The following is a 24,878-nucleotide window of genomic DNA, read 5'->3' on the forward strand; positions in this document are numbered from 1 at the left end:
AGCTCCACACAAAGTTGGTAAGTCTTGCAATTCGACGGATTCAAGAAATATATAAATTAAAACAATAAATTATGTACTTATAACCCCTTTAACCCCTTGCGCGTTCGCAGCCGCTTCAGGCCGGACACTCATGCTTTGGTCAGATTTGGCTTCGTATTCAAGAGGCAAAGCGTCTTGAGTATCTTATCCGGCACATCGCTGAACACAGCATTCACACCATATGCAAACAATCTCTTTGCCCGTCCGGAATCGTTAACAGTATAACAAAGCGCAGCTTTGCCCATATTTCTTATTTCCCGTATATCCGCTTCGACCACGATTTCATGATTGACATGCACAGACACACATTGCAATTTATTACAAATACCTTGCCAGCCGCTTTCCCATTCATGCAGCAACATGCCCAGCTGACAGCCTGGCGCATATTGTCTCAATAAATGCAGTGTTTCCATTGAAAAACTGGAAAACAGATATTTGTGATTGGCGGAAGATAAATACGGTTCCATATCTTTCATCACACGTCTGATTAATTGCTCTTCACGGCCGGGAACCGGCTTGAGCTCTATATTCGCCGACATATTTCCATTTTGAAGAAACTCAATGACTGCCCGCAGCGTGGGAATCCGCTCCCCTGAAAACCGGGAGTGAAACCAGGCACCCGCATCCAGCGAACGCAAGTATGAATACGGGAAATCCGAAACTTCACCATGACCGTTGGTTGTCCGGTCCAGACGTTCGTCATGAAAAATAATCGGCTCACCGTCTGAAGACAAGGTGACATCGAATTCTACCCACTTCACTCCCATCAGCATGGCTTTGGTAAATGAAGCGATTGTATTCTCGGGCGCATAAGCACTCGCACCGCGATGCCCTATCACAGGCGGATCAAAATGCAATAAAGCTGTCACAAGGTCTCTGCTCCGTTTAAGTAAATTTTATTGACCCAGTTTTTGTAACACCACATCCGGCATGGATGCGATAACCACCGTTGCCGTCAATCGCGCTTTATTCCCGACCGGAACCGGCGCAGCTGGCGCGCTTGCCATCGTTTTTTCCATGACCATTGCGTTCATGGCCATAGGCGCGGGTGAAGGCGGGTAACCAGTAAAATCTATGCTATAAAGATAATACTTCTGATTGGGGTATATCTTATTCAGTGCGTCTATTTCAGATTTCGCCTGCATATATAAATCGTTGCGTAACAAGGTGTTGGCCTGCTGGATTTCCTCATCGCTGGGAACAAACTGGACATTATCAATTGTGTAGGTTTCACCCGGTTTGCTTATTGCTTTCGCCTTGTTGCGTAAACCCGAAAGTTCAGACTGAGGCAGTCTCGCCTGAGCGGTCATGCGGATATTTTCCAATCCGGATTGATCCTGCTGACGGTAAAATGACAGTACATGCCATTCCGCCTTGTCTGACAATTGCTTGAGTTTGCCCAGCACATTAGCCTGCACATTGCCAATGCCCTGATCCGTCACTGCCGCATTAACCCCTACATATACCAATGCGGTCTGGGTGGTTATCCATTTTTCCGATTGAAGCTGAAGGGTTACTTTATTTAACAAGGGACCCGGATCAATATCAGCCCAGACAGAGAGGGACACAAGCAAGCCCAGACAGAGTAATAGAATTCGTTTCATGTGTAATCACTCCTTCGTGGATAATTCATATTTTTAAATCTTTTGCAGCAACTCACCCGTTCCTGTTCTTATAGTTTAAACAAGAACCCCGCGAACTGCTATAGCGATCTTGCATAAGAGTATGTTTGTTAAACGATTTCCTGCCATGCCCGCTTAGCCCCGACAGCCTGTGCCGCACCCGCGCTGCAAGAAGCTTTCTTTCCGGCAAACAACATCATTTCTGCCCATTCATCTTATCCATTGTTGCCAGCCCGCCACTTGCCATTAGTCACTATTCCCCGATTTTTCTATATACATAGTCTTCCCATTCCTGCTTCAACTGTTAAAATACGTCCATTCTATAAATGATATTATGTCTATGAGTACCGCTGATTTGTTCCATCCTCCTTTGCCTGGGAAACAAGGCGAGCAATTCACCTGGAAAAACCTGCATGGATCCAGCATCGCACTGGCGCTGAGTGCTGTATTGCTTAATCATCCCCGCCCTATCCTCATGATCGCGCCAGACAGTTTGTTTGCATCTCATCTGGTTGATGAATTGGAATTTTTTAGCGGAATGACTGAAAACATTCTTTTTTTCCCGGACTGGGAAACGCTGCCATATGATCATTTTTCTCCTCACCAGGACATTGTCTCAGAACGATTGACCGCACTTCACAGAATTCCACAAATGCAAAGCGGCGCCGTCATTACAACAGTTTCCACACTTATGCACCGGCTGGCTCCCCGCCATTTTCTGGACAGGCATACCTTGCTGTTAAAAACAGGTGATCAATTAAATCCGGACATCTTCAGGACACGGCTGACGGAAGCCGGGTATCACGCTGTCAGTCAGGTAAGAGAACACGGTGAATTTGCCATCCGCGGTTCTATTATTGACTTGTATCCTATGGGAAACAACACACCTTACCGCATCGATTTGTTTGATAACGAAGTTGATACGATTCGGCTGTTCTCGCCAGACACACAGCGGTCACTGGATAAAATCGATGAAATCCGCCTCCTTCCAGCCAAAGAATTTCCCCTGAATGAAAACGCCATAGAAATGTTCCGGCAAAACTGGCGCGGTCAATTCAGCGGCAATCCGCTGAAGGCGCCCATTTATCAGGACGTGAGCGAAGGCATATGCTCGCCTGGAATCGAATATTATCTGCCATTCTTTTTTGACAAGACCGCCACACTGTTTGACTATTTACCTGCGGAAACACTCATTATCACAATCGGCGACATACAGGCAAAAGCCAATGAATTCTGGCAAGAAATTTCCTCGCGCCATGAACAGGGACGACATGATCTGTCCCGGCCTCTGCTGTTGCCTCAACAGATATTCCTGCCTGTCGATGTTTTGAACCAGTCACTGCATGAATACGCAGATATCCATATTCATAACGAAACGAAAAAGCGGGCATATGAATTCGCCACTGCACCGGCGCCTGCCATGGACATCAATCATAAAGCCACTCAGCCGCTCGCCCCATTGCAACAGTTCGTGCAAGCTTATCCAGGCCGGATTCTGTTTTGCGCGGAAACACTGGGACGCCGGGAAGTATTGCTGCAATTATTCCAGAGTATCGCGCTTCAGCCAAAGTATTTTACGTCCTGGCAGCAATTCATCTCGTCCAATGAGCGCTGCGGCATTGTCGTGACATCATTGGATGAGGGATTTTCGCTGGATGATCCGCGTATCACCATACTCCCCGAAAGCCGGCTGTACGGCAATCGTGTCATGCAAAGACGCATGCGTAAAAAAACCACGCAAGATCCTGACGCGCTGATTCGTGATCTGACGGAATTACAGATCGATGATGCCGTGGTGCACATAGATCATGGCGTCGGCCGCTACCGCGGCCTGCAGACACTAAAGGTAGGTGATCAAACCGGCGAATTTCTCATGTTGGAATATCAGGGCGGAGACAAGCTTTATGTTCCTGTCGCCTCATTGCATCTTGTCAGCCGCTATACCGGATCCGACCCCGAACACACCCCCATAAACAAGCTGGGGACAGATGTCTGGACACGCGCGAAACGGCGTGCCGCTGAAAAAGTCCGGGATGTTGCCGCGGAGTTGCTGGACCTATATTCAAAGCGCGCCGCGCGCCCCGGCCATGCGTATGTCTTGCCCCAGGATCAATACGCCGCTTTCGCTGCGGCCTTTCCGTTTGAAGAAACGCCTGATCAATTGCAAGCCATTGAACAGGTATTCAATGACATGACTTCTGACAAGCCCATGGACAGAGTGATCTGCGGTGACGTGGGGTTTGGAAAAACAGAGGTCGCCTTGCGGGCTGCGTTTCTCACGGTCCAGAATGGAAAACAGGTCGCGCTGCTCGTTCCCACTACCTTGCTGGCCCAGCAGCATTATGAGAATTTCCGCAACCGCTTCGCTGAGTGGCCCATTCAAATTGAAATGTTATCCCGCTTTCGCACCGGCAAGGAAACCAAAACAGCGCTGCAGCGGATGGAAGAGGGAAAAGTCGATATAGTCATTGGCACGCACAAGTTATTACAAGATGACATCCGGTTCAAATCGCTGGGCCTGGTCATCATCGATGAAGAACATCGCTTTGGCGTCAAGCAAAAAGAAAAGCTGAAAGCTTTGCGGTCCATGGTAGATATACTCACCCTGACGGCAACTCCCATCCCGCGCACGCTCAACATGGCATTATCCGGCATACGCGATCTCTCAGTCATCGCGACGCCGCCGCTCAAGCGGTTGTCTGTCAAAACATTCGTGCATGAATATCAAGATCCTATCATTCAGGAAGCCATCCAGCGGGAAATCATGCGCGGGGGTCAAGTCTATTTTTTGCATAACGATGTCAGCACTATCAATAAAAAGGCCGAAGAAATCAAAAACCTGGTCCACGAATCCCGTCCCGCCGTCGCCCATGGACAAATGCATGAACGCGAACTGGAACGAGTGATGGCGGCGTTCTACCACCGCCACTCGAACGTCCTGGTCTGCTCCACTATCATTGAAAGCGGCATCGATATTCCCACCGCCAACACCATCATTATCAACCGTGCCGATAAATTCGGCCTCGCCCAACTGCATCAACTACGGGGACGCGTCGGCCGATCACACCATCAGGCCTATGCTTATCTGTTGACTCCGCCAAAACACAGCATCACGAGCGACGCGGAGAAACGACTGGACGCAATCGCATCACTGGATGATCTTGGCATCGGGTTCACGCTAGCGACACACGATCTGGAAATTCGCGGTGCGGGTGAATTATTAGGTGAAGACCAAAGCGGCAACATGCACGAAATCGGGTTCACTCTCTATATGGATTTACTCTCGCGCGCCGTGGACGCGCTCAAGGAAGGCAAGGAACCCGACCTTGACAAATCCCTGCTGCACCACCGTTCGGAAATCGATTTGCATCTCACGGCGCTCATACCGGAAGATTATCTGGGTGATGTGCAATTAAGACTGCAGTTTTATAAACGCATCGCGAATGCAAAAGACCAGCGCGCGCTGGACGATATCCAGGTGGAAATGATTGACCGGTTTGGATTGCTGCCCGATCCGCTGAAAAACCTGATCGCCATCACAGAATTAAAACAGAAGGCTGATGCGCTGGGAATCCTGAAAATAGAGGCCGGTGACAAAGGCGGCAAATTTGAATTTACAGAAAGACCCCGCGTCAAACCAGAAACCATCATTCGTCTCATACAAATCAAATCCGCCCGCTACCGTCTCGACGGCCCGTCCCGCCTCCGCTTCACCCTGGACCGGCATGAGGCAAAAGACCGGGTGCGCCTGGTCGAACAGTTATTGAGCGAGCTGAGCGCTTGACCATCTGCCATTCCTGTTTTTTCGCGGTCACTCATTGAACCGGCACATTAATGAGCATCCGCGTTTTTTCAGCAAGTTTTAGTGCGGCCAGGTTCCGTTTCTGTTAACATTTTCCGAAACAAGAGGATACGAATTGGGCTGATACACACCATTAACGTCTTCGAAATGCGCGAGATCTTAATAACATGCCATCATTAAAACTTTCCCGCCCCGGCACCGGATTATTGATTCTGGTCATTCTGGGTTTTGTCTGGGGCACCGGCTATTCAATCGCACGCTACGCGATGACCAGCGGTGTTCCGCCGCTGGGTTACAGCTTCTGGCAGTCTCTTGGTCCGGCACTCATCATAGGCTTCATTGCGTTGCATCAAAACAAAAAACAGGTTCTGACCGCTGCGCGCATGCGTTATTATCTGATTTGCGGGTTGACCGGCATTGTCATTCCCAACACATCCATGTATTTCGCCGCCGCACATTTACCCGCGAGCATACTCGCCATGATTGTCAATACCGTTCCTATCATCGCATATCCCATGGCATTGGCGGCCAGGCTGGAATCATTCAACTGGCAGCGCATGACAGGCATCCTCCTGGCGTTTTGCGGCCTGATGCTGATTATTTTTCCCAAGTCCAGCCTTCCGGCGCCAGAGATGATTCCCTGGGCATTGTCGACCCTGATCACTCCGTTTTCCTTTGCTTTCTGTTCGATATATATTGCCCGGTATCGTCCCGCAGGCAGTGATACACTTTCCCTGACCGCAGGCATGCTGATCTTTTCCAGTCTGTTGCTGACGCCACTGGTCTTGTTCTCTCACAGTTTTTATCTGTTCAACATTCCCTTTACCGCACCCGACTGGGTCATTTTACTGGAAATCATACTTTCCAGCATAGGCTATCTCCTCTTCTTCCAGTTGATTAAAATCGCCGGCCCGGTTTTTTATAGTCTGGTTGATACTATCGTCGTCCTGACAGGCATATTCTGGGGTTATCTGATATTTGGCGAAAAACTTAATCAATGGACAACAGCGGCTGTTTGCCTGATTGTGACGGCATTGCTGCTGGTGACAAGGCAACAACAAAGCGCGACGGAAACACTACTGCCTCATCATGAGTAAACACTTTCCTCAGACTTCATTTTTCAAGAATCTCCGGCCCGGCACGGTTGTATTGACGCCTAACCGGCGGCTATCCGCCACCTTGCACAAGCTTTATCAACAATATCAACTGAACGCCAACAACCAGGTTTGGGAAACACCCGATATTCTTCCTCTCTCGAGCTGGATCCACAGCCTCTGGAATAACTATTGCGCAGACACCACAGAATCGCATCCTCTCATCTTGAATTCCATACAGGAACATTATCTCTGGGAAAAAATATTAATCTCGTCCCGCGAGAACGATCAATTGCTGCAGGTGTCTGAAACCGCCAAACTGGCGAAATCCGCCTGGCGCCTGCTGAATGAATGGCAAGTCGACATTCACGATCCCTGTTTTGGCACTTCGGAGGATTATGCAGCATTGCGCCGATGGATCATGAAGTTTCAACAACTATGCCTGGATCATCACTGGATCGATCATGCCTCATTAATCCAGCTAGTCATGGATCAGATCATTGCGAATGCGATTACACCGCCAGCCGCGATTTACTTGTACGGATTTACAGAATATTCGCCACAGTTACAGCGATTTCTGAAAGCATGCGAAAATGCCGGCAGCCGGATTTATCACGAGGAATGCGGAACCATGGCGCCGGTGTGCAGACGCATCAGTCTTCCCGACCAGGAAAATGAAATTCAAACCATGGCTCGCTGGGCCAAGGCCGTGTTGGCCAACCAGGGCTCTGCCGCGATAGGCTGCGTGATTCCCTCGCTGGATAAAATGCGAGACCGTGTAGCGCAGATTTTTTCCGAAGTGTTCGCAGATCCTGTTATTGATCAACCCGTTGCTGAAACCACCCGGTTTAACATCTCGGCCGGCAAGAGCCTCGCACAATACCCCGTCATCAACAGTGCCCTGCTGATATTGTCGTTACATAAAAAAAACATACCGATAGAAACCATGAGTTATCTTCTGGCAACGCCATTCATGGGCGACGCAGAGTATGAGCATGTACGGAGAGCCAGTTTCGACAGCCGCCTGCGCCAACACAACAAAAGCACTTACCACCTTGGCAATTCAGCCGGGGCAAATTTCCAAACCAGCAAGCTGGATCTCAAACATCACTGTCCCTGTTTTGCGAAGCGCATTCAGCAATACCTGGATACGCTTGATAACATCACAGAGCCGCTGACTTATGCGGAATGGGCGAATGTATTCAGCCAATTATTGACTGTGTGCGGATGGCCTGGCGAGCGCAGCCTGAACAGTGAAGAATATCAGGTCACCGAGACCTGGCTGGAACTGCTTGTCAGCATGGGCACACTGGATACGGTCTCGACGCCTGCCAATTTCACTCAGGCATGGCACGCCTTGCAAAAAATGACGGCAGACACTGTGTTCCAGCCGCACTCGCCGGAGGCGCCGATTCAAGTGTTGGGCATGCTGGAAGCCGCCGCCATGCCTTTTGATTATTTATGGGTAACAGGCATGGATGACACGGCCTGGCCGCAGCAGCCACATCCACATCCTTTCATCCCCAAACGTATCCAGCGAGAGTTGCGCATGCCGCATGCGACCGCCGAACGGGAACTGACATTTTGCAAGAGTCTTTTAAACCAGTATATCCATAGCGCGCAAGAAGTCGTTTTTAGTCACGCAGACAAAAATGACGAGCTTGAAATGCAGCCCAGCCCGCTGATTCGCGAGATCAAGTCTGTCAACATAGAGGATTTATCACTCGCGCCCTTCATTCCGCCAGACATGCGCATTTTCCTCTCCCGGCAGATAGATATTTTTTATGATGAGCAAGCGCCCGCGGTGACCGCCGAAGAACGCATACACGGCGGCGTCAGCGTAATAAAACAGCAAGCTCTCTGCCCCTTCAAATCTTTCGCGGAATGGCGCCTGCACGCGCACGCGCTTGAAACACCATTACCCGGGCTGAGATCGAAAGACCGCGGCACCCTCATTCACAAGGCCATGGAAATTATCTGGAACCAGCTGGAGGATCAATCCAGATTAATTGCCATGGACAACCAGCAATTAAATGAATTGATCGAGAACAGCATTGTTGATGCGTTAAATACCGCGTCCCATTCACACAGTGAATTCACCCAGTATATGACTCTCGAGAAAAAACGGCTGCAAAAGCTGATTTCCGGCTGGCTGGACCTGGAAAAAACCCGCCCGCCGTTCAAGGTCATCAACAATGAAAAAAATGCTGTTTTTAACCTGGGGCAGCTTGCGCTCAACATAAGGATAGACCGTATTGACCAGCTCGGCGACGGGAATAAACTCATTATCGATTATAAAACGGGAAAACAGAATGATATCGCCGGCTGGTTCAGCGACCGCCCCGAAGAACCGCAATTACCCCTGTATTCCCTGCTTGATCCGGAGCATACATGCAGCATCGCATTCGCGCAAATCCATCCGGGTGAATATGTTTTCAAGGGAATCAGCCGTTATGCGCTTGATATGCCCGGCATCAGAATGATTACTGAAATCAAAAAAACCACCGCCTTATCCTGGGGCGAGCAAATAAGTCAATGGAACGAAACCCTGAATAAACTGAGCGCGGATTTTTGCCTGGGTGACGCGCGCGTCGACCCCAAGGATCCGCCGCAAACCTGCAACTGGTGTGCCTTGCATCCTTTATGCAGGATTAATGAAGAGATTCACATCACTGATGCGGTATCACCGGGGACCCGTCAGCCATGATAAGAGCCTCTTCCGGCATCGCGCATGCCTATCGGCACCGTTATGAGAACCCAAAAAGATGAAGATGAACATGAACCTGATTGAGCAAGACCAGCTGCACCGCGCACGCGCGTTAAACGCCCGAGAATCATTCATCGTTCAGGCACCGGCAGGATCGGGTAAAACCGAATTGCTGATTCAGCGACTTCTCACCCTCCTGGCTCACGTCAACATGCCGGAAGAAATCCTTGCGATCACTTTTACGAAAAAAGCAGCCAATGAAATGCGGTTACGCGTCATCAAGGCCTTGAAGCAGGCACTGCATGATCCCGAACCTGCCGCCGCACACGGCAAAAAAACCTGGTCACTCGCACGCCAGGTATTACAACGCGACCAGGCCTTAGGATGGGATCTGATCGCCAATCCCAACCAGCTGCGCATACAAACCATTGATTCACTCTGTTCTTATCTCACCAGGCAGCTGCCTTTGTTGTCTCATTTTGGCTCCCAGCCAGACATAGCCGACAACCCGGCAGCGTTATACCGCGAAACGGTTCGGGAAATCCTGACGCACGTTGAAGAAAATTATGATTGGTCAAACGCCATTACACAATTACTCCTGCACCTGGATAATGATTTGAACAAATTACACGATTTGCTCGTGAGCCTGCTGGCCAAACGTGACCAATGGCTCTCATACGTTCAACTCGGCTCTGACGAAACAGAAATCAGACAAGAGTTAGAACGACAGCTGGGATTGGTCATTACCGATGCACTGATCAACGTACAAGATCGTTTTCCTCAATCCGCTGTCAATGAATTGCTCGCGATCGCTCGCTTCGCCGCTTCTCATGTCATCCAGTCTGATCCCGCTTTAGAGTTATCAGCTTGTCTTGATCTAAAGCAGATGCCTGGCACCACGCCGTCCGATAAACTTGTCTGGACAGGACTGGCCCGGCTGTTATTGACGAAAAGTTATTCCTGGCGCAAGCGTGTAGACGAAGACATAGGCTTTCCCGCCATTAAATCACTTAAAAATCCGGCCGAAATTGCTTTGCATCAGGATTATCGTCAGCGTCTCGTCAAACTGATTGCCTCGCTGCAGGATAATGAGAATTTACGCCTCGCGTTGTGCGAATTATTTTATCTGCCTGAACCCCATTACACGCAATCACAATGGGAAATCCTGCAGTCGCTGCTACTGGTACTCAAGATCGTCGCCGCTCAACTGCATCTTACTTTTCAACAGCATGGGCAGATAGATTTTATTGAAAACACCCAGGCTGCGCTGACCGCTCTAGGCAATGAGAACCAGGCAACAGATCTCGCGTTATCTCTGGACTATCAGATAAAGCATATACTCGTTGATGAATTCCAGGATACTTCCTACACCCAGTATCAATTGATTGAAAAATTAACCGCCGGCTGGGAAACCGATGATGGCAGAACGTTATTTGTTGTGGGTGATCCCATGCAATCAATCTATCGCTTCCGTGAAGCGGAAGTAGGATTGTTTATCCGCATGCGCACCAGGGGATTAAGCCATATTCGTCTTACCCCATTAACATTGACTGTCAATTTTCGCTCAGCGCCGCAAATTGTTGAATGGAACAACTTGCATTTCCAAACTATTTTTCCACCATTCAACGATATGTCGACTGGCGCAGTGACTTACAGTGCCAGTGTTTCCCACCATTCCGGATCCTCGGCAGCATCTGACACCCAAATCATTGTGCGGGGGTTTGCCGATTCACCCGATCAAAGCGAAGCGGAACAGATCACGGAATGGATACGCGACCTCAATCACCGCTTTCCGGGCGAGAGCATCGCTATCCTGGTGAGGTCCCGGCCCCATCTGACAGCAATCATTCCGGCGCTGAAAAAAGCCGGCGTATCTTTCCGCGCCGTTGACATTGATCCTCTGGCATCCAGGCAGCATATACAAGATGTTTTATCCCTGACATGCGCCATGCTTCATCCCGCCGACCGCATCGCCTGGCTGGCTGTGCTGCGCGCGCCATGGTGCGGACTGTCACTTGCTGACTTGCACGTCTTGGCAGGCACTGATCCTTCGGCTGCCATATGCACCCGATTAAACATGAGAGATGTATTGGAAAAGCTCAGCAAAGACGGGTTTCAGCGCGTGGAACGTGTTTATCCCATTCTGAAAGCAAACATTTCCGAACGCGAACGGTTTGATTTACGCTCCTGGCTGGAAAGCACTTGGCTGGCTCTGGGCGGGCCTGCCTGCTTGCAATCATCCGCTGACATTGAAGACATACACGCCTATTTCAGGCTTCTGGAAGAAGTTGGCAGGAAAAACCAGATGCTTAATCTGGATCTTCTCAAGGAAACAATCAGTCAACTGTACGCATCCACTCAACATGATCATACCAACGTGCAAATCATGACAATTCATACGGCAAAAGGCCTGGAATTTGACTCTGTCATTCTGCCGCAGCTGGATAGAAAGAACCCTAACGATGACCGGCCATTATTATCCTGGATGGAACGGCCATTGAATAATGACCAGTTCGCTCTTCTGCTCGCTCCCATTCACGCGACAGGCGATGAGAAGGACTCAATTTACGAATACATCAACAGGCAGCAGAAGATCAAGAGTGATTATGAAACAGACAGATTATTTTACGTTGCCGCGACGCGTGCCAAAAAACGCTTGTTTTTGACTTTCAACACTACACGGAAAAATAACCATGATTACAAAGTTGAAGCAGGAAGTTTTCTGGAAAAAATCTGGCCTTATTTTGATCGCAGAAAAGAAGAAATCATTGTGTCAGATGAGGCGTCCCACACAGAATCATCCCAGGCCGGACCGGCGCGGCGCCCTGTCATGAAAATCCGCTCAGGCTGGACGAACCCCTGCAACGAAAGTTTGCCGCGGCCAGCGCCAGCACACCAGCAGAAAAACGGCTTTCACCTCATTGACAATACCAGTAAAATCATTGGCACTGTCACACACCGTATTTTACAGCGTATTTCCCTGGCCGGACTTGCCTGGTGGACCAGGCTGACCCATGCAGAACAAATCACTTTTCTGAAATATCATCTGCAACAGCAAGGCATGCATATCACGAAAATGGATGACGCGGTTAACATGGTCAAGCTCGCCCTTGATCACGCCACTGCCGACGAGCGAGGCAAGTGGATACTGAAATCTCATCGCGAAGCCAGATCGGAATTCGCACTGACCGCCAAAATCAATGGCGAGATTGAGAAATTTGTCATCGACAGGACTTTTGTGGACGACGACGATACCTTATGGATCATAGACTATAAGACAGCCGTGCCAGCCAAACACGATCTGGAAGATTTCCTGGCCAGGGAGCAAGCCAAATACCAGGAAAAAATGCATGCCTACGCTCTTGCGCTCAGACTCAGCACTGATCGATGCATCAAGTTAGGCCTGTACTTTCCCGCATTGCCCGCGTGGCGCGAATGGGAACCCGGAATTTAGAGTATTTCCCTGGATATCAGGGAAACGCTGACCGGATTTAACTATCGACAAAAATGTCCTTTATGACCGGAATGAATCTGTGCATGGAATATTGCTTGAAATCCGTGACGCCACGCTGGCGTAATATTGTTTCATCAATAAAGAAATTCCCTGTCAGCGCGCGTGAATCCGTGGTAATGATCTCATAAGCCGCATCGGCGACAATCAACGGTTTTCGGCTTGCATGATAAAGTAACCTCGAAATATTGACTGCTATAGCCGCTGTCGCTATCAATGTCTTTGGCCACAAGGAATTGACCGCGATACCGTCTTTTTTGAATTCTTCCGCCATGCCTAGTGTGCACATGCTCATCCCGTATTTGGACATGGTATAGGCAACATGTTTTTTAAACCATTTAGGATTCATGCTGAGAGGCGGGGAGAGATTCAGGATATGCGGATTAGAAGATTTTTTCAAATGCGGAATACATAACTTTGAACACATGAATGTTGCCCGCACGTTGACAGAAAAAATCAGGTCAAAGCGTTTCATGCTGATATCAGAAGTCGAACCGAGATTGATTGCGCTCGCATTATTGACAAGGATATCGATTCCGCCAAATACATCCACAGCCTTGGCAACCGCATTCGAGACCGCCGCTTCTTCGCGCACATCCACCGCCAGCGGAAGGGCTTTTCCACCCGCTTTTTCCACTTCTTCCGCCACGCTGAAAATTGTGCCTTCCAGTGTGGGATGTGGCTCCGCAGATTTTGCCGCGATAACGATTTTTGCTCCGTCACGCGCACAACGCAGAGCTATCTCACGTCCAATGCCGCGGCTAGCGCCGGTAATAAAGATAACTTTATTCTTTAAACTTTTATCCATAAATCTATTCCTTATGAACGAATCAAATTTCCCGCCACATCTGACGTCCGATCTGTATCCGCCGCAGCCGGCCTGAACAGGAAACACCCTGATTCGCATGGACGGCTACCGTACTTTGCAGGCAATATCCGGGTTCAGTTTCTTCTTGCCCCGCAGACACCATTAACAGGGTAAGACGGTAATACTGGACGGCCAGCAGATGATTATCAGCAATTTGTCCCGCATATGCACAACGATCCAGTTCTTCTCTCTCAACCGCATAATAATATCTAATCCCGTCCAAATTGCCACTACAAGCGTTCAGCTCCCACCATCTTAGCGGCCTGGCTGCCAGCTTATATGCGGGCATTCTCGATATCAGACAGCCCGGCTGGTCAGTTTCAACCCGATGCTCAATTTGACGCATGATCCTGTTTGCTATCTGTAAACGGCGTTCATGTTGCAGCAGGAAATCGTCTTGTTTCAAGGAAGCGGCTGCGCGCAGCAGACTGTAAACACTCAGCAGTGAAAATATCTGCAAGAACACGAGGATGGAAAACAAGACAAATCCCCGTGCCCTTTTTTCCCTCAGGCAGCCGCTACTGCAAGTACGCATAAACATACCAGGTTTTGCTGATTGCTGAGGAAGCAAGTTCCAGCGCGAACCCGACGCCGGTCACCTGTGACCAGTCTGTTACTTCATGCGCTGGCAAGTCTGCCGTATGTCCCGACTGGCTGACCGTGTAGCGTATCCGCATCCCATTGATTCCGGTTGACAATTCAAAATGGCGATGATTGATATCTTCCAGAAACAATGCCGAAACAGGCTTTCCATCTCTTTCATTTCGCCCCGTCTGACGCACTGAATATCGATTGATTTCCAGGCGGCTGATCTCGGAATGTTTCTCATACCTGTCGTGCAAAGGCAGCGTGGAGACAATTATCTGCCTCCCCTGGACGCGAATCACTCTGTCCACCCGGAAAATTTCCGCATGCCGGCAGTTCGAAATAATTGCCATATCGCCGGATGCCAGACTGACTCCCGCATCAGCCATTAATCTGTTGTCATCCGACATGGGCGCCAGCAATCTGGCAGACGGGTAACCGGCATAGCGCACCGTGAATTCCTGCGCGCTGTTACCTGTTAATCTGGTGGCAGGAGTCAGATTAAATCCTTGAAAAGACCTAACCGGAAAATCCCCGCTCAAATGCGCGCAGCCCACCCGTCCCGCCTTGTTAATTTCCGACTTCAGGATTTGCGCGATTGTAAAAGCGTTAGCCTGGATATCCTGCAAAGCCGACTGAATATGCTGGCTCCGCCAACACGCCAGATACGCGGACACCAACAGACTAAACACATATAAACTCACCGTTATCCCTATCATTATTTCCACCAGCATAATCCCCTTTGATGCTGCCAGGCGGCGCATGCGGATTTTATGCATACAGGCAGGTTGTCTGCGCCGATGGATTGTTTCGTCCAAAATCATGTTGCCGCCTCCAGCAGAGAGTTATTCTCAAATCAGGGATGACGCCGGTTATCTCACCTTTCCCTTCCGGCAGGCTTGCCTGATTCTGGGTATTCCACGCTATTAACCAATCCTTCAAGTCCACCTCGTTTGCACGCCTCAAGCGTTCATGCATCACATCCAGCTGCCGCACGGCAACAGCCAGATAATAAGCATTCAGGGATTTTTTCAGAGAAATGATTTGCACCGCCTCCACCCCTAGCAGCATGACTGACAGGATGAACAGGCTGATCATGACTTCAATCAAACTGGTTCCGGTATGTGTTTCCATAAAAAATTCCTGGTTGAATCCACGCTGGCCTGCGTGAAAAAAGATATCGCGTTCAAGAATGCGGAAGGTGTTTGGCGAACTGCGTCGGATTTCGTGTGTGAGAACAGAAGAAGTGGCGGAAAATTCCTTGATCACGCTTCAGGTACTTTGTCGGTATAGCATAGCTTCTTCGGGCAGAAAGAAAATTCCCGCCCGAAGAAGCCCGCTGTTGCTGCCGGCGGAAATCAGCCGTAACGCCTTGCGAAACTCCTCATGAAGTCAGCAAGCACCTTGACACCTTCTTCCGGCATGGCGTTATAGATGCTGGCGCGCACTCCGCCTGTCACGCGGTGGCCGCGCAGATTTGTCAATCCTGATTGTTCAGCTTCTTCAAGGAAAAGGGCTGTCAGTTTGTCATCCTGGAGATAAAACATGACATTCATCAGGGAGCGGCAGGCTGGCTGAATCCGGTTCACATAAAAATCCTTATGCTCATCTATCAATGTATACAATGTCCTGGCATTGCGCAGATTTTTCTGATACATCGCTTCAACGCCGCCATGACGTTTCATCCAGTCCAGCACCAAACCGGAAATATACCAGCTATAAGTGGGTGGTGTGTTATAAAACGAGTGATGCTCGGCATGCAGCTGATATGAATAAAGTGTCGGCACGGTCTTTTTAAGCTCAGAGATCAAATCACCCCTGATAATGACTATCGTGAGACCCGCCTGGCCAACATTCTTTTGCGCGCCGGCGTAAATGATTCCAAAATCACTCACCTTCACCGGGCGGGATAAAATCATGGAAGTCATATCCGCGACCAGCGGAACATTGCCCGTCTTGGGTACCCACTGAAATTCGAGACCGTCTATGGTTTCGTTTGGCGTGTAATGAAGATAAGCCGCGCCTGGATTCACATTCCAGTGCGACTGATCCGGTATGCAGGCCAGATTGTCACGAAGTTCAGTTTGTGCTGCCACATTGACGACGCCATAACGGCTCGCCTCGGCGATAGCCTTTTTAGACCATACGCCAGTATCTATGTAATCTGCGGTGTCGTTGCCGTTGAATAAATTAAGCGGCACCATGGCAAATTGGGTTGTCGCGCCGCCAGCCAGAAACAAGACATGGTAGTGACTGGGGATAGACATTAATTCTCGCAGATCCGCTTCAGCTTTTTCAGCCACCATCTTGAATTCCGGCCCCCGGTGCCCAAGCTCCATAATAGACATGCCGGTTCCCTGCCAGTCCAGCATTTCACGCTGGGCCGTTAACAAGACTTCTTCAGGAAGCATGGCCGGACCGGCGCTAAAATTAAATACTTTTCGCATACTGTTTACCTTATTTAGGTCTTGAACATCCGACTTCAGGAGCGCTGTCATAAATGGTTTCTATTCCTATTGTTTTTTATGAAGGTTTTTCATGCCTGTGAAGAGATCACGACAATATTCCGGCACGCATGCAATCCAGGCCGGCGCGGCCTCCCGGCTTCAGGACGTCCGCACCCGGAGGTCAGCCAGCGCTCGTCTGCGCGCCATCTTCTTGCAGTGCAAGTCTGCGTTTCCCGTCAACATGCAGTACATATCCTAGCAATTATTATTTTGCTTCGCTATCATATACGATTAAAAAAGGCGCATGATTAAATAACGCAGAGAGATAATCCTTGACCTACGCTGATACTGTTAAGTTTCTTGTATCCATGATCATCATGATGAACCCTCTGGGTTCTCTTTCCATTTTTCTGCAGCTGACCAATAAATCCACCCTGCTCCGCCAACGCAAGACCGCTGTCACCTGCGGGATATCCATCACTATCATCATGGTCATTACCATCTGGATTGGCAGTCAGTTATTGGACTTACTGGGCATCACTATTTCTTCTTTTCGTTTCGCCGGCGGCATCATTCTGCTTCTTACCGGCTTGTCCATGCTGCAATCCAAGGAAAGCCCTATCAGCCATACACCTGAAGACGATATCGCCGCGGAAGAACGCAGCTCTATCGCCATCGTTCCGCTGGCGCTGCCCATCATCATTGGCCCTGGCGCCATCAGTACCCTGGTAATCGCATCCAATGATTACGCCAATTTTGTGTTGAAAACCTGGTTGTCCATCCTGTGCGTCATACTGGCCGCAGGCATGTTCACCCTTCTGTATTACGGGGCTGTCATTGGTAAACTCGTAGGTGAATCAGTCATGAAAGTCATCACACGCATCATGGGCATGATTATCATGGCTATCGCGGTGGGAATGCTGGCAAACGGCCTGACAGGCCTGATTCCTGCCTTGCGTTAAAAAACATGCTTTCTCTGCGCTCCCGGCGGCGTTTGACGCCAGGCCGGGAGTTCAACGGCTTCAGCTCTTGGGCCCTATCATCAATTCCGGACGCACCAATTCTCTGAACTCATTTTCAGTCAGGTAACCCAAAGCGAGCGTGGCGTCTAATAACGATGTTCCGTCATGCCATGCCTTATGAGCAATTTGCGCGGCCTTGTCATAACCAATGCGCGGTGCCAGCGCCGTCACCAGCATCAAGGAATGATGGACGGATTCATTAATAGCCCTTTCATCAGCCGCCAGGTCCTTCACACAATATTTATTGAACATGCGCGCCGAATCTGCCAATAAATGCAGGGAATTCATGAAATTATGAATAATGACCGGCTTGAATACATTCAATTCAAAATTACCCTGGGAATCAGCAAAGCCAATTGCGGCATCATTACCCATGACTTGCACGCAAACCATGGTCATCGCTTCAGACTGGGTAGGATTCACCTTGCCTGGCATAATGGAAGAACCCGGCTCATTAGCTGGCAGAATCAGCTCGCCCAGACCGCAGCGAGGGCCCGAACCCAGCCAGCGAATATCATTAGCGATTTTCATTAACGCGCAAGCAAGTGTTTTCAGTGCGCCGCTGGCAAAGACAAACGCGTCATGCGCCGCCAACGCAGCGAATTTGTTAGGCGCAGATATAAAGGGAAGCTGTGTCAGTTCGGCGATTTTGGCAGCCGCCATCTCGGCAAACTGTGGATGCGTATTCAATCCCGTCCCCACCGCAGTACCTCCTATCGCCAGCTCATAAAGCCCCGGAAGAGTCTTTTTAATATTTTCCATGGCCGCATCCAGCTGCGCGACATAACCAGAAAACTCCTGCCCCAAAGTCAGCGGCACCGCATCTTGCAAGTGCGTGCGGCCCGTCTTGACGATGTGAGCGAATTGTTTCTGCTTTTCCGCAAGCCCATCACGCAATTCCTTGATGGCGGGCAGCAATGTGTTCATGACCGACATCGCCGCGGCGATATGCATGGCAGTGGGGAATGTGTCATTCGATGACTGTGACTGATTGACATGGTCATTGGGATGGATAGGATTTTTACTGCCCAAAACACCGCCAGCGATTTCAATGGCCCGGTTACTGATCACTTCATTAACATTCATGTTGGTTTGCGTACCGCTGCCCGTCTGCCATATTTTCAAGGGAAAATGATCATCCAGCCTGCCGGAAATGACTTCATCCGCGGCCTTGACTATCCACTCCATCATTTCCTTCTTCATGAGACCCAGTTCGTAATTGGTCATCGCAGCCGCTTTTTTCAAAATGCCGAACGCATGTATGAGTTCTTTCGGCATGTGATCCTTGCCTATGGCAAAATGCTCGATCGAACGCTGGGTTTGCGCGCCCCAATAACCGTGCGCGGGAACTTCGATAGTTCCCATACTATCGGATTCCAAACGTTTATCTTTCATCATAGCTTAAACCTCTTTAAGACTTTTTGTCACAACCTCGAATAAATCCCTGGATAATTTTTTGTTTTCGTGCAGAAGCAATTCCAACTGTTCCCGCATTAATTCCTGCCGTTCTTTATCATAACGTTTCCAGGCCGTCAAAGGTTTTACCATTCTGGATGCGACCTGCGGATTCAGTTTGTCCAGCTGGTGTACCATTTCGCGGAGAAACGCATATCCCTCGCCGTTTTTGGAATGAAAGTTCACCGCATTGCGCTGGCCGAATGTACCAATCAAGGCATAGACTTTGTTGGGATTTTTAAGATCAAACGCTTCATGCCGCATGAGTTTTCTGATCACATGCAAGGTATCAGGCAGTTTGGACGCAGCCTGGATTGCCAGCCATTTATCCACAACCAGCGCGTCATGCTTCCAGGTCTGATAAAAACTATCCAGTGCCGCAGTCCGCGCGGGAATATTCCGGTTCGCCAGCGCGACAAGCGCCGCCTGCGCATCCGTCATATTCTTCTTTAGCGACACTTCAAATTGCTGCAAACCGATTTCTTCATACCCGGGCAATAACATCAGATAAGACAGGCAGCGATTTTTTAATTGGCGTCTGCCAATATCCGCCATGCTGAATTGATAAAGACCGGAAACATCATGGTTATGCTGGTAGGTTTCCAGAAAAACTTTCTGCAGGCGCTGCGCGATTTCATGCAAGACATATTCACGGACTGTGTGAATGACATCCACATCAATCACTTCCATCTGTTCACCAATATACTTTTCGGATGGCAGCATCAGCATTTCAGCCAGCAGGAACTTGTCTTCCTGTTCTTGGCGCAAGACATGGCCAAACATGTCCGGGTATTCATCCGGCAAGGCCAACCCTTTGTCATGCTGATGATCACGAACCAGTCCCAGCATCAGGCGCAGGGCGTATTTCTGGCCAGCCTCCCAGCGATTAAACGCATCCGTGTCATGTTTAAATAAAAACTGCAGATCCTGGTCTGAGTATCCCAATTCCAGTTTCACTGGCGCGGAAAAATTCCTGAGCAGGGACGGAATCGGCGCGCAGGGAATATTATCAAACTGAAACACCTGCGATGTGGAAGTCAAATGCAATACAGTGTCAGTAACAGGCTGCCCGTTATCAAGCGACAAAGGCAAAGGCCGCCCCTGCTGATCAAGCAGACCCATGCGAATCGGGATGTGCAAAGCTTTTTTGACCGGCTGGTCTGGCGTGGGCAGTGTTTGCTGCGTAACAGTCAAACGGTAGACGCGGTTTTCCGCATCATAATCATCTTCCACCTTCAAGACAGGCGTACCTGCCTGGGTATACCAGGTTCGAAACTGCCTGAGATCAATGCCTGAAACATCTTCCATCGCCTTGACATAATCCTCGATGGTGACAGCCTGACCATCATGCCGGGCGAAATATAAATCCATGCCCTTGCGGAACAAAGTCTTGCCCAAAATCGTTTGCATCATGCGCAAGATTTCAGCGCCTTTATTATAAACCGTCGCGGTATAAAAGTTATTGATTTCAATATACGAATCCGGACGCACCGGGTGAGACAACGGGCCGGCATCTTCAGGAAACTGCACTTCACGCAAACCGTTTACTTCTCGAATGCGCATCACCGCGGGCGAAAGCATGTCTTCAGAAAAGGTCTGGTCACGGAAGATGGTCAAGCCTTCCTTGAGACTCAATTGAAACCAGTCGCGGCAAGTCACGCGGTTGCCGCTCCAGTTATGAAAATATTCATGCCCAATGACAGAGAGAATATGTATGTAATCATCATCGGTGGCCGTTTCAGGCTTGGCAAGAACGTATTTTGTGTTGAATATGTTAAGCCCTTTGTTTTCCATGGCTCCCATGTTGAAGTCGCCTATAGCGACAATCATGTAGATATCCAGATCATATTCACGCCCATAGGCTTTTTCATCCCAGCGCATGGCTTGTTTCAAAGAATACATGGCGTGATCAGCCTGATCGCCATAGCCTTTTTCCACATAAATGCGCAAGGTGATTTCACGGCCGGACATGGTCACGAATTTATCTTCCAGCAAATCAAAATCGCCAGCCACAAGAGCAAACAGGTAACTGGGCTTGTTAAAAGGATCCTCCCATTTCACCCAATGCCGGCCGTTTTCCAGCTTCCCGGACTCCACAGGGTTACCATTAGAGAGTAAAATCGGAAACCGTGATTCCTCTGCCGTAATGGTCGTTGTATAACGGGACAGCACATCCGGCTTGTCCTGGAAGTAAGTAATCCTGCGAAACCCCTCTGCTTCGCATTGTGTGCAATAGGTTCCGGCTGAGCGGTACAACCCGCTCAATGCCGTATTTTTGTGCGGAAAAATCCTGGTCACCACTTCGAGGTCAAAATTATCCGGCATATCCTGCAAAACCAGTGCCTGATCTGATAACTGGTAGTCCGTTTCAGACAAAAGCCTGCCGTCCAGCTTGATGGATTCAAGCTGCAAATCCACGCCATTTAAAACCAGCGTTTTCGATTTACTATCACTCAGGCGGTTATGGCGCAGTCTCAGATGCGATTTAACCAAGGTATAATCATCGAAAAGATCAAAGTGAAGATCAATTTCATCAATCAGATACACCGGAACCTGATAATCTTTCAAATATATTGGCTGCGGCTCACTGGTGGATTGGTTCATTACCGCCGACTCAGACATGCTCATCTCCTTATCAGGCTTAAAGGGCGTTATATTAACGCGGCACAGGATTTTGTCCATGATCTTAGTAACTTGTCTCACGTATGATTAAAAATCACACGCACCACGAAATGTCAGCGCTGTTATCGTACCGGTGCCAGCGATGAAGGATTGGTATTTTCATTTGGCCCAGGCATGCCGTTTACTATACCCGGCTGCACAGGCGTCACCACTGGCGGCGCAGGCTGAACCAGGGTACCCGTGACTTCATTGTTACCCGGCTGGGTAGCGGGTTGTATTCCCGGCTGGGCTGCGGGTTGTATTCCCGGCTGGGCTGCGGGTTGTATTCCCGGCTGGGTAGCGGGTTGTATTCCCGGCTGGGTAGCGGGTTGTATTCCCGGCTGGGTAGCGGGTTGTGTAGCGGAACCAGCAGCTGGCGAGGATAAAGACGGCACTCCGGAAGCCGGAAGCCCTGGCGTTGGCATCGTGCCTGCGGCCGGTTTGGCCGGAATGGCGCTAGTCTTTGAATCTTGAGCAGCCTTAGGAGCAGCAGGCGCAACCTGAAGATTGCCATATTCGTCCACGATAGTCGTTTCAGCTTCTCCGCTCGCCGTCTTGCCTTCTATCATGGGCTTGTGTTTGTTTTGGTCTGAAGCATTATCCGCCCGCATCATGTATTCACCCTGGCGCACACCCCGGTGGACGTCGATAGAGCCATATTCCGCCGCCGCAGTGCCGGCTGCCAACATAGTAAGAGCCAGAAAGGCCCAGAAATCCCGGTGCATATATATAAAGTCCTTTTCACATGATGCAGTTGATGATCTAGATAATAAACACAAGACAGAGTCGGGGCAAGGTAGAACTTTGGGCATCAGAATGATTTAATTGATCATACTGCCAAGATCACGCAAAATAGGCCACACATATCGGATAACCGCATGCGGTATTTGCCATGAAACATAATTTCGACCCTCAAGAATTAGCTAAATTCGCTTCCCTGGCGGCACATTGGTGGGATGCGGAGGGGAAACTTAAGACCCTGCATCAGATAAACCCTCTAAGACTTGGATATATAACTGAAAAAGTAAATCTGTCCGGAAAAAGCGTCATCGACATAGGCTGCGGCGGGGGGATTCTATCCGAAAGCCTGGCGCTCAAGGGGGCGGACGTCACCGGCATTGACATGAATAAGTCTGTGATTGATGTCGCAAAACTCCATCAGCATGAATCCGGGACAAAAGTGGAATATCTGCACCAACCAGCCGAAATCATCGCCGCCGAGCGTCCAGCCGCTTACGATGTGGTGACTTGTCTAGAAATGCTTGAGCATGTTCCCGATCCGTTATCCGTAGTCCATGCCTGCGCGAAGCTGGTGAAGCCTGGAGGTCATGTTTTCTTTTCCACCTTGAATCGCAACCCCAAAGCTTACTTGTTTGCCATTCTGGGCGCTGAATACCTGCTTAACATTCTGCCTAGAAATACACACGATTATGCCAAATTCATTCGGCCTTCCGAATTAAGCGCCTGGTGCAGGAAAGCCGGATTGACACCGCGGGATACAAAAGGCATCGCCTATCAGCCTTTTTCAAAAACATTCAGGATGACCACGGACATTTCCGTGAATTACCTGCTTCATGCCACGAGAACAATCCAAGATGAACACCATACGCGCCGTACTTTTTGACCTGGATGGCACCCTGCTGGACACTGTGCCGGATCTGGTTTACGCCCTGAACCGCTTGCGCACTGAAAATAACCTGCCGGAAATGCCGCTTGCAGAAATCAAACCCATTGTAAGCCTGGGTTCCAGAGCCATGGTGAAGCAAGCTCTGGGAATCAATGAAACGGATAGCCGGTTCAATACGTTACGAGAACATTTTCTAGCTCTTTATGATAATCATCTGGCGGATTCAACCCGCTTTTTTCCAGACATCGAAAAGGTGCTGGAACATCTGGATGAGAACGGTCTTCCGTGGGGCATAGTCACCAACAAGATGACGCGGCATACCCTGGCCTTATTAAAAGCGCTGCGGTTTGATCATCGGCCGGGGTGCATCATCTGTGGGGATTCCCTGCCGACATACAAGCCGGACCCTGAACCCATACGCTACGCATGTGAGCTGCTCAAGCAAACACCTGATCATTGCCTCTATGTAGGTGACGCAGCCACCGATGTGATGGCAAGCAAGGCAGCAGGTGCCAGGTCTCTCGTGGCTTTGTATGGTTACATACACGCCCACGAAGATCCTTTCTCATGGCATGCAGATGGCTATATACAAAACCCCATGGAAATCATCGACTGGCTTTCGAAATTCTAGCCGTGCTGCTGTTGAATATATCCGCGCAAGCAACCAGCGTTACACCTGCGTCGCGCATTGCCGCGAGCGCCGCACGCACATCGCCCTGGCTTAATTCCACGCCGCGGCAGGCATCCTGGATCACGGTTACCTTAAACCCCTCATGAACGGCATCCAGGGAAGAATATTTAACACAATAATCCGTTGCCAACCCCATAATGTAAACATCATTCACCTGCTCGTCACGCAGATAATCGCTCAATCCTGTAGAACGCAAGTGAGCATTATCAAAAAAAGCGCTATAGCTATCGATGTGCTTATTCACTCCCTTGTGAATGATTTTATTTACCCGATGTAAATCCAGGCCGGGGTGAAATTCGGCGCCCTTGGTGTCTTGCACGCAATGAACAGGCCAGAGCACTTGCACAAGCTCCTCTACCTGTATCACTTCCCCGACTGCGCGGCCAGGATGGTTGGCAGCAAAACTCATGTGATCATGCGGATGCCAGTCTTGCGTGGCAATAATCAGGTCAAAATAAGGTTGAAGCTGATTGGCCAACGGAATGACTTCATCGCCGCCCGGCACGGCCAGGTTCCCGCCCATGCAAAAATCATTTTGTAAGTCGACCATTATTAATGCTTTTTTCCCCGTCATTGCACCACCCTCATCACACTGATTGATCGCGACAAAATATAGAGGTTCATGGGGAATATCAACCTCAACGTGATACGGCTGCATGTATTGGCGCGCGCCCATGGCACATTCAAACGCTTTTATTTATACTTTGATACCAGTTAAACAGGCCTGTCCCTGAGCCGGCCGCATGA

The 24,878-nt window shown here is 49.6% G+C and carries 18 protein-coding genes; 7 read left to right on the forward strand and 11 right to left on the reverse strand.

What is annotated here, in order from left to right:
- Positions 1–128: 128 nt before the first annotated feature.
- Positions 129–908 (reverse strand): glycerophosphoryl diester phosphodiesterase, encoded by a 780-nt coding sequence (locus AQULUS_RS06835; protein ID WP_148339336.1) that lies wholly within the window; start codon positions 906–908, stop codon positions 129–131.
- 27 nt (positions 909–935) lie between these two features.
- A complete protein-coding gene (locus tag AQULUS_RS06840; protein WP_148339337.1) occupies positions 936–1,643 on the reverse strand; it encodes a hypothetical protein in 708 nt (235 codons plus the stop codon).
- Between the two features lie 358 nt (positions 1,644–2,001).
- Between AQULUS_RS06840 and mfd the strand changes: the two genes are divergently transcribed.
- The 4 genes from mfd (at position 2,002) to AQULUS_RS06860 (ending at position 12,718) form a co-directional block, all read left to right on the forward strand.
- Entirely contained in the window at positions 2,002–5,445 is a 3,444-nt protein-coding gene (gene mfd, locus AQULUS_RS06845) for a transcription-repair coupling factor (protein ID WP_148339338.1), read from the forward strand.
- Between the two features lie 185 nt (positions 5,446–5,630).
- Entirely contained in the window at positions 5,631–6,560 is a 930-nt protein-coding gene (locus tag AQULUS_RS06850; RefSeq protein WP_148339339.1) for a DMT family transporter, read from the forward strand.
- A complete protein-coding gene (locus AQULUS_RS06855) occupies positions 6,553–9,264 on the forward strand; it encodes a PD-(D/E)XK nuclease family protein (protein ID WP_148339340.1) in 2,712 nt (903 codons plus the stop codon). The genes AQULUS_RS06850 and AQULUS_RS06855 overlap by 8 nt, the downstream gene beginning before the upstream one ends.
- 70 nt (positions 9,265–9,334) lie before the next feature.
- Positions 9,335–12,718, forward strand: a complete 3,384-nt coding sequence (locus tag AQULUS_RS06860; RefSeq protein WP_172622768.1) for a UvrD-helicase domain-containing protein — start codon at positions 9,335–9,337, stop codon at positions 12,716–12,718.
- A gap of 37 nt (positions 12,719–12,755) precedes the next feature.
- Here the strand turns inward: AQULUS_RS06860 and AQULUS_RS06865 are convergent, their stop codons facing one another.
- The 5 genes from AQULUS_RS06865 to serC form a co-directional block, all read right to left on the reverse strand.
- Positions 12,756–13,583: an SDR family oxidoreductase gene (locus AQULUS_RS06865; RefSeq protein WP_148339342.1), complete on the reverse strand. Its 828-nt coding sequence runs from the start codon at positions 13,581–13,583 to the stop codon at positions 12,756–12,758.
- Positions 13,584–13,605: 22 nt separating this feature from the next.
- Entirely contained in the window at positions 13,606–14,178 is a 573-nt protein-coding gene (locus AQULUS_RS06870) for a PulJ/GspJ family protein (RefSeq protein WP_148339343.1), read from the reverse strand.
- On the reverse strand, positions 14,162–14,962 hold the full coding sequence (locus AQULUS_RS06875) for a PilW family protein (RefSeq protein WP_148339344.1): 801 nt from the start codon (positions 14,960–14,962) through the stop codon (positions 14,162–14,164). The genes AQULUS_RS06870 and AQULUS_RS06875 overlap by 17 nt, the downstream gene beginning before the upstream one ends.
- Before the next feature lie 37 nt (positions 14,963–14,999).
- A complete protein-coding gene (locus tag AQULUS_RS06880; RefSeq protein WP_148339345.1) occupies positions 15,000–15,497 on the reverse strand; it encodes a type IV pilus modification PilV family protein in 498 nt (165 codons plus the stop codon).
- Positions 15,498–15,586: 89 nt separating this feature from the next.
- Positions 15,587–16,675, reverse strand: a complete 1,089-nt coding sequence (gene serC / locus AQULUS_RS06885; RefSeq protein WP_148339346.1) for a 3-phosphoserine/phosphohydroxythreonine transaminase — start codon at positions 16,673–16,675, stop codon at positions 15,587–15,589.
- Between the two features lie 332 nt (positions 16,676–17,007).
- Between serC and AQULUS_RS06890 the strand changes: the two genes are divergently transcribed.
- On the forward strand, positions 17,008–17,637 hold the full coding sequence (locus AQULUS_RS06890) for a MarC family protein (protein ID WP_148339347.1): 630 nt from the start codon (positions 17,008–17,010) through the stop codon (positions 17,635–17,637).
- Positions 17,638–17,697: 60 nt separating this feature from the next.
- Here the strand turns inward: AQULUS_RS06890 and fumC are convergent, their stop codons facing one another.
- The 3 genes from fumC to AQULUS_RS06905 form a co-directional block, all read right to left on the reverse strand.
- Positions 17,698–19,092, reverse strand: a complete 1,395-nt coding sequence (fumC, locus tag AQULUS_RS06895) for a class II fumarate hydratase (protein ID WP_148340299.1) — start codon at positions 19,090–19,092, stop codon at positions 17,698–17,700.
- A gap of 6 nt (positions 19,093–19,098) precedes the next feature.
- Positions 19,099–21,774 (reverse strand): aminopeptidase N, encoded by a 2,676-nt coding sequence (gene pepN, locus AQULUS_RS06900; RefSeq protein ID WP_232051849.1) that lies wholly within the window; start codon positions 21,772–21,774, stop codon positions 19,099–19,101.
- 122 nt (positions 21,775–21,896) lie between these two features.
- A complete protein-coding gene (locus AQULUS_RS06905; protein WP_148339348.1) occupies positions 21,897–22,538 on the reverse strand; it encodes a hypothetical protein in 642 nt (213 codons plus the stop codon).
- A 167-nt stretch (positions 22,539–22,705) separates the two neighbouring features.
- On the opposite strand from AQULUS_RS06905, the gene ubiG reads away from it, so the two are divergent.
- Together ubiG and AQULUS_RS06915 are read left to right on the forward strand one after the other, a co-directional pair.
- Positions 22,706–23,437 (forward strand): bifunctional 2-polyprenyl-6-hydroxyphenol methylase/3-demethylubiquinol 3-O-methyltransferase UbiG, encoded by a 732-nt coding sequence (ubiG, locus tag AQULUS_RS06910; RefSeq protein ID WP_148339349.1) that lies wholly within the window; start codon positions 22,706–22,708, stop codon positions 23,435–23,437.
- Entirely contained in the window at positions 23,409–24,071 is a 663-nt protein-coding gene (locus tag AQULUS_RS06915) for an HAD family hydrolase (protein ID WP_172622769.1), read from the forward strand. Before ubiG ends, AQULUS_RS06915 begins: the two co-directional genes overlap by 29 nt.
- Here the strand turns inward: AQULUS_RS06915 and pncA are convergent.
- Positions 24,046–24,789, reverse strand: coding sequence for a bifunctional nicotinamidase/pyrazinamidase (pncA, locus tag AQULUS_RS06920; protein WP_232051850.1), 744 nt, complete (start codon positions 24,787–24,789; stop codon positions 24,046–24,048). The two genes, AQULUS_RS06915 and pncA, sit on opposite strands and share 26 nt — an antisense overlap.
- Positions 24,790–24,878 lie beyond the last annotated feature (89 nt).

The sequence above is a fragment of the Aquicella siphonis genome (genome assembly GCF_902459485.1).
Classification (GTDB): Bacteria; Pseudomonadota; Gammaproteobacteria; order DSM-16500; family DSM-16500; genus Aquicella; species Aquicella siphonis.

Bases quoted from the DNA above. Each gene is read 5' to 3' on its own strand.
- AQULUS_RS06840 (WP_148339337.1), bottom strand. From the start codon at position 1,643: ATGAAACGAATTCTATTACTCTGTCTGGGCTTGCTTGTGTCCCTCTCT.
- mfd (WP_148339338.1), top strand. From the start codon at position 2,002: ATGAGTACCGCTGATTTGTTCCATCCTCCTTTGCCTGGGAAACAAGGC.
- AQULUS_RS06850 (WP_148339339.1), top strand. From the start codon at position 5,631: ATGCCATCATTAAAACTTTCCCGCCCCGGCACCGGATTATTGATTCTG.
- AQULUS_RS06855 (WP_148339340.1), top strand. From the start codon at position 6,553: ATGAGTAAACACTTTCCTCAGACTTCATTTTTCAAGAATCTCCGGCCC.
- AQULUS_RS06860 (WP_172622768.1), top strand. From the start codon at position 9,335: ATGAACCTGATTGAGCAAGACCAGCTGCACCGCGCACGCGCGTTAAAC.
- AQULUS_RS06865 (WP_148339342.1), bottom strand. From the start codon at position 13,583: ATGGATAAAAGTTTAAAGAATAAAGTTATCTTTATTACCGGCGCTAGC.
- AQULUS_RS06870 (WP_148339343.1), bottom strand. From the start codon at position 14,178: ATGCGTACTTGCAGTAGCGGCTGCCTGAGGGAAAAAAGGGCACGGGGA.
- AQULUS_RS06875 (WP_148339344.1), bottom strand. From the start codon at position 14,962: ATGCTGGTGGAAATAATGATAGGGATAACGGTGAGTTTATATGTGTTT.
- serC (WP_148339346.1), bottom strand. From the start codon at position 16,675: ATGCGAAAAGTATTTAATTTTAGCGCCGGTCCGGCCATGCTTCCTGAA.
- fumC (WP_148340299.1), bottom strand. From the start codon at position 19,092: ATGAAAGATAAACGTTTGGAATCCGATAGTATGGGAACTATCGAAGTT.
- pepN (WP_232051849.1), bottom strand. From the start codon at position 21,774: ATGTCTGAGTCGGCGGTAATGAACCAATCCACCAGTGAGCCGCAGCCA.
- AQULUS_RS06905 (WP_148339348.1), bottom strand. From the start codon at position 22,538: ATGCACCGGGATTTCTGGGCCTTTCTGGCTCTTACTATGTTGGCAGCC.
- ubiG (WP_148339349.1), top strand. From the start codon at position 22,706: ATGAAACATAATTTCGACCCTCAAGAATTAGCTAAATTCGCTTCCCTG.
- AQULUS_RS06915 (WP_172622769.1), top strand. From the start codon at position 23,409: ATGAACACCATACGCGCCGTACTTTTTGACCTGGATGGCACCCTGCTG.
- pncA (WP_232051850.1), bottom strand. From the start codon at position 24,789: ATGCAGCCGTATCACGTTGAGGTTGATATTCCCCATGAACCTCTATAT.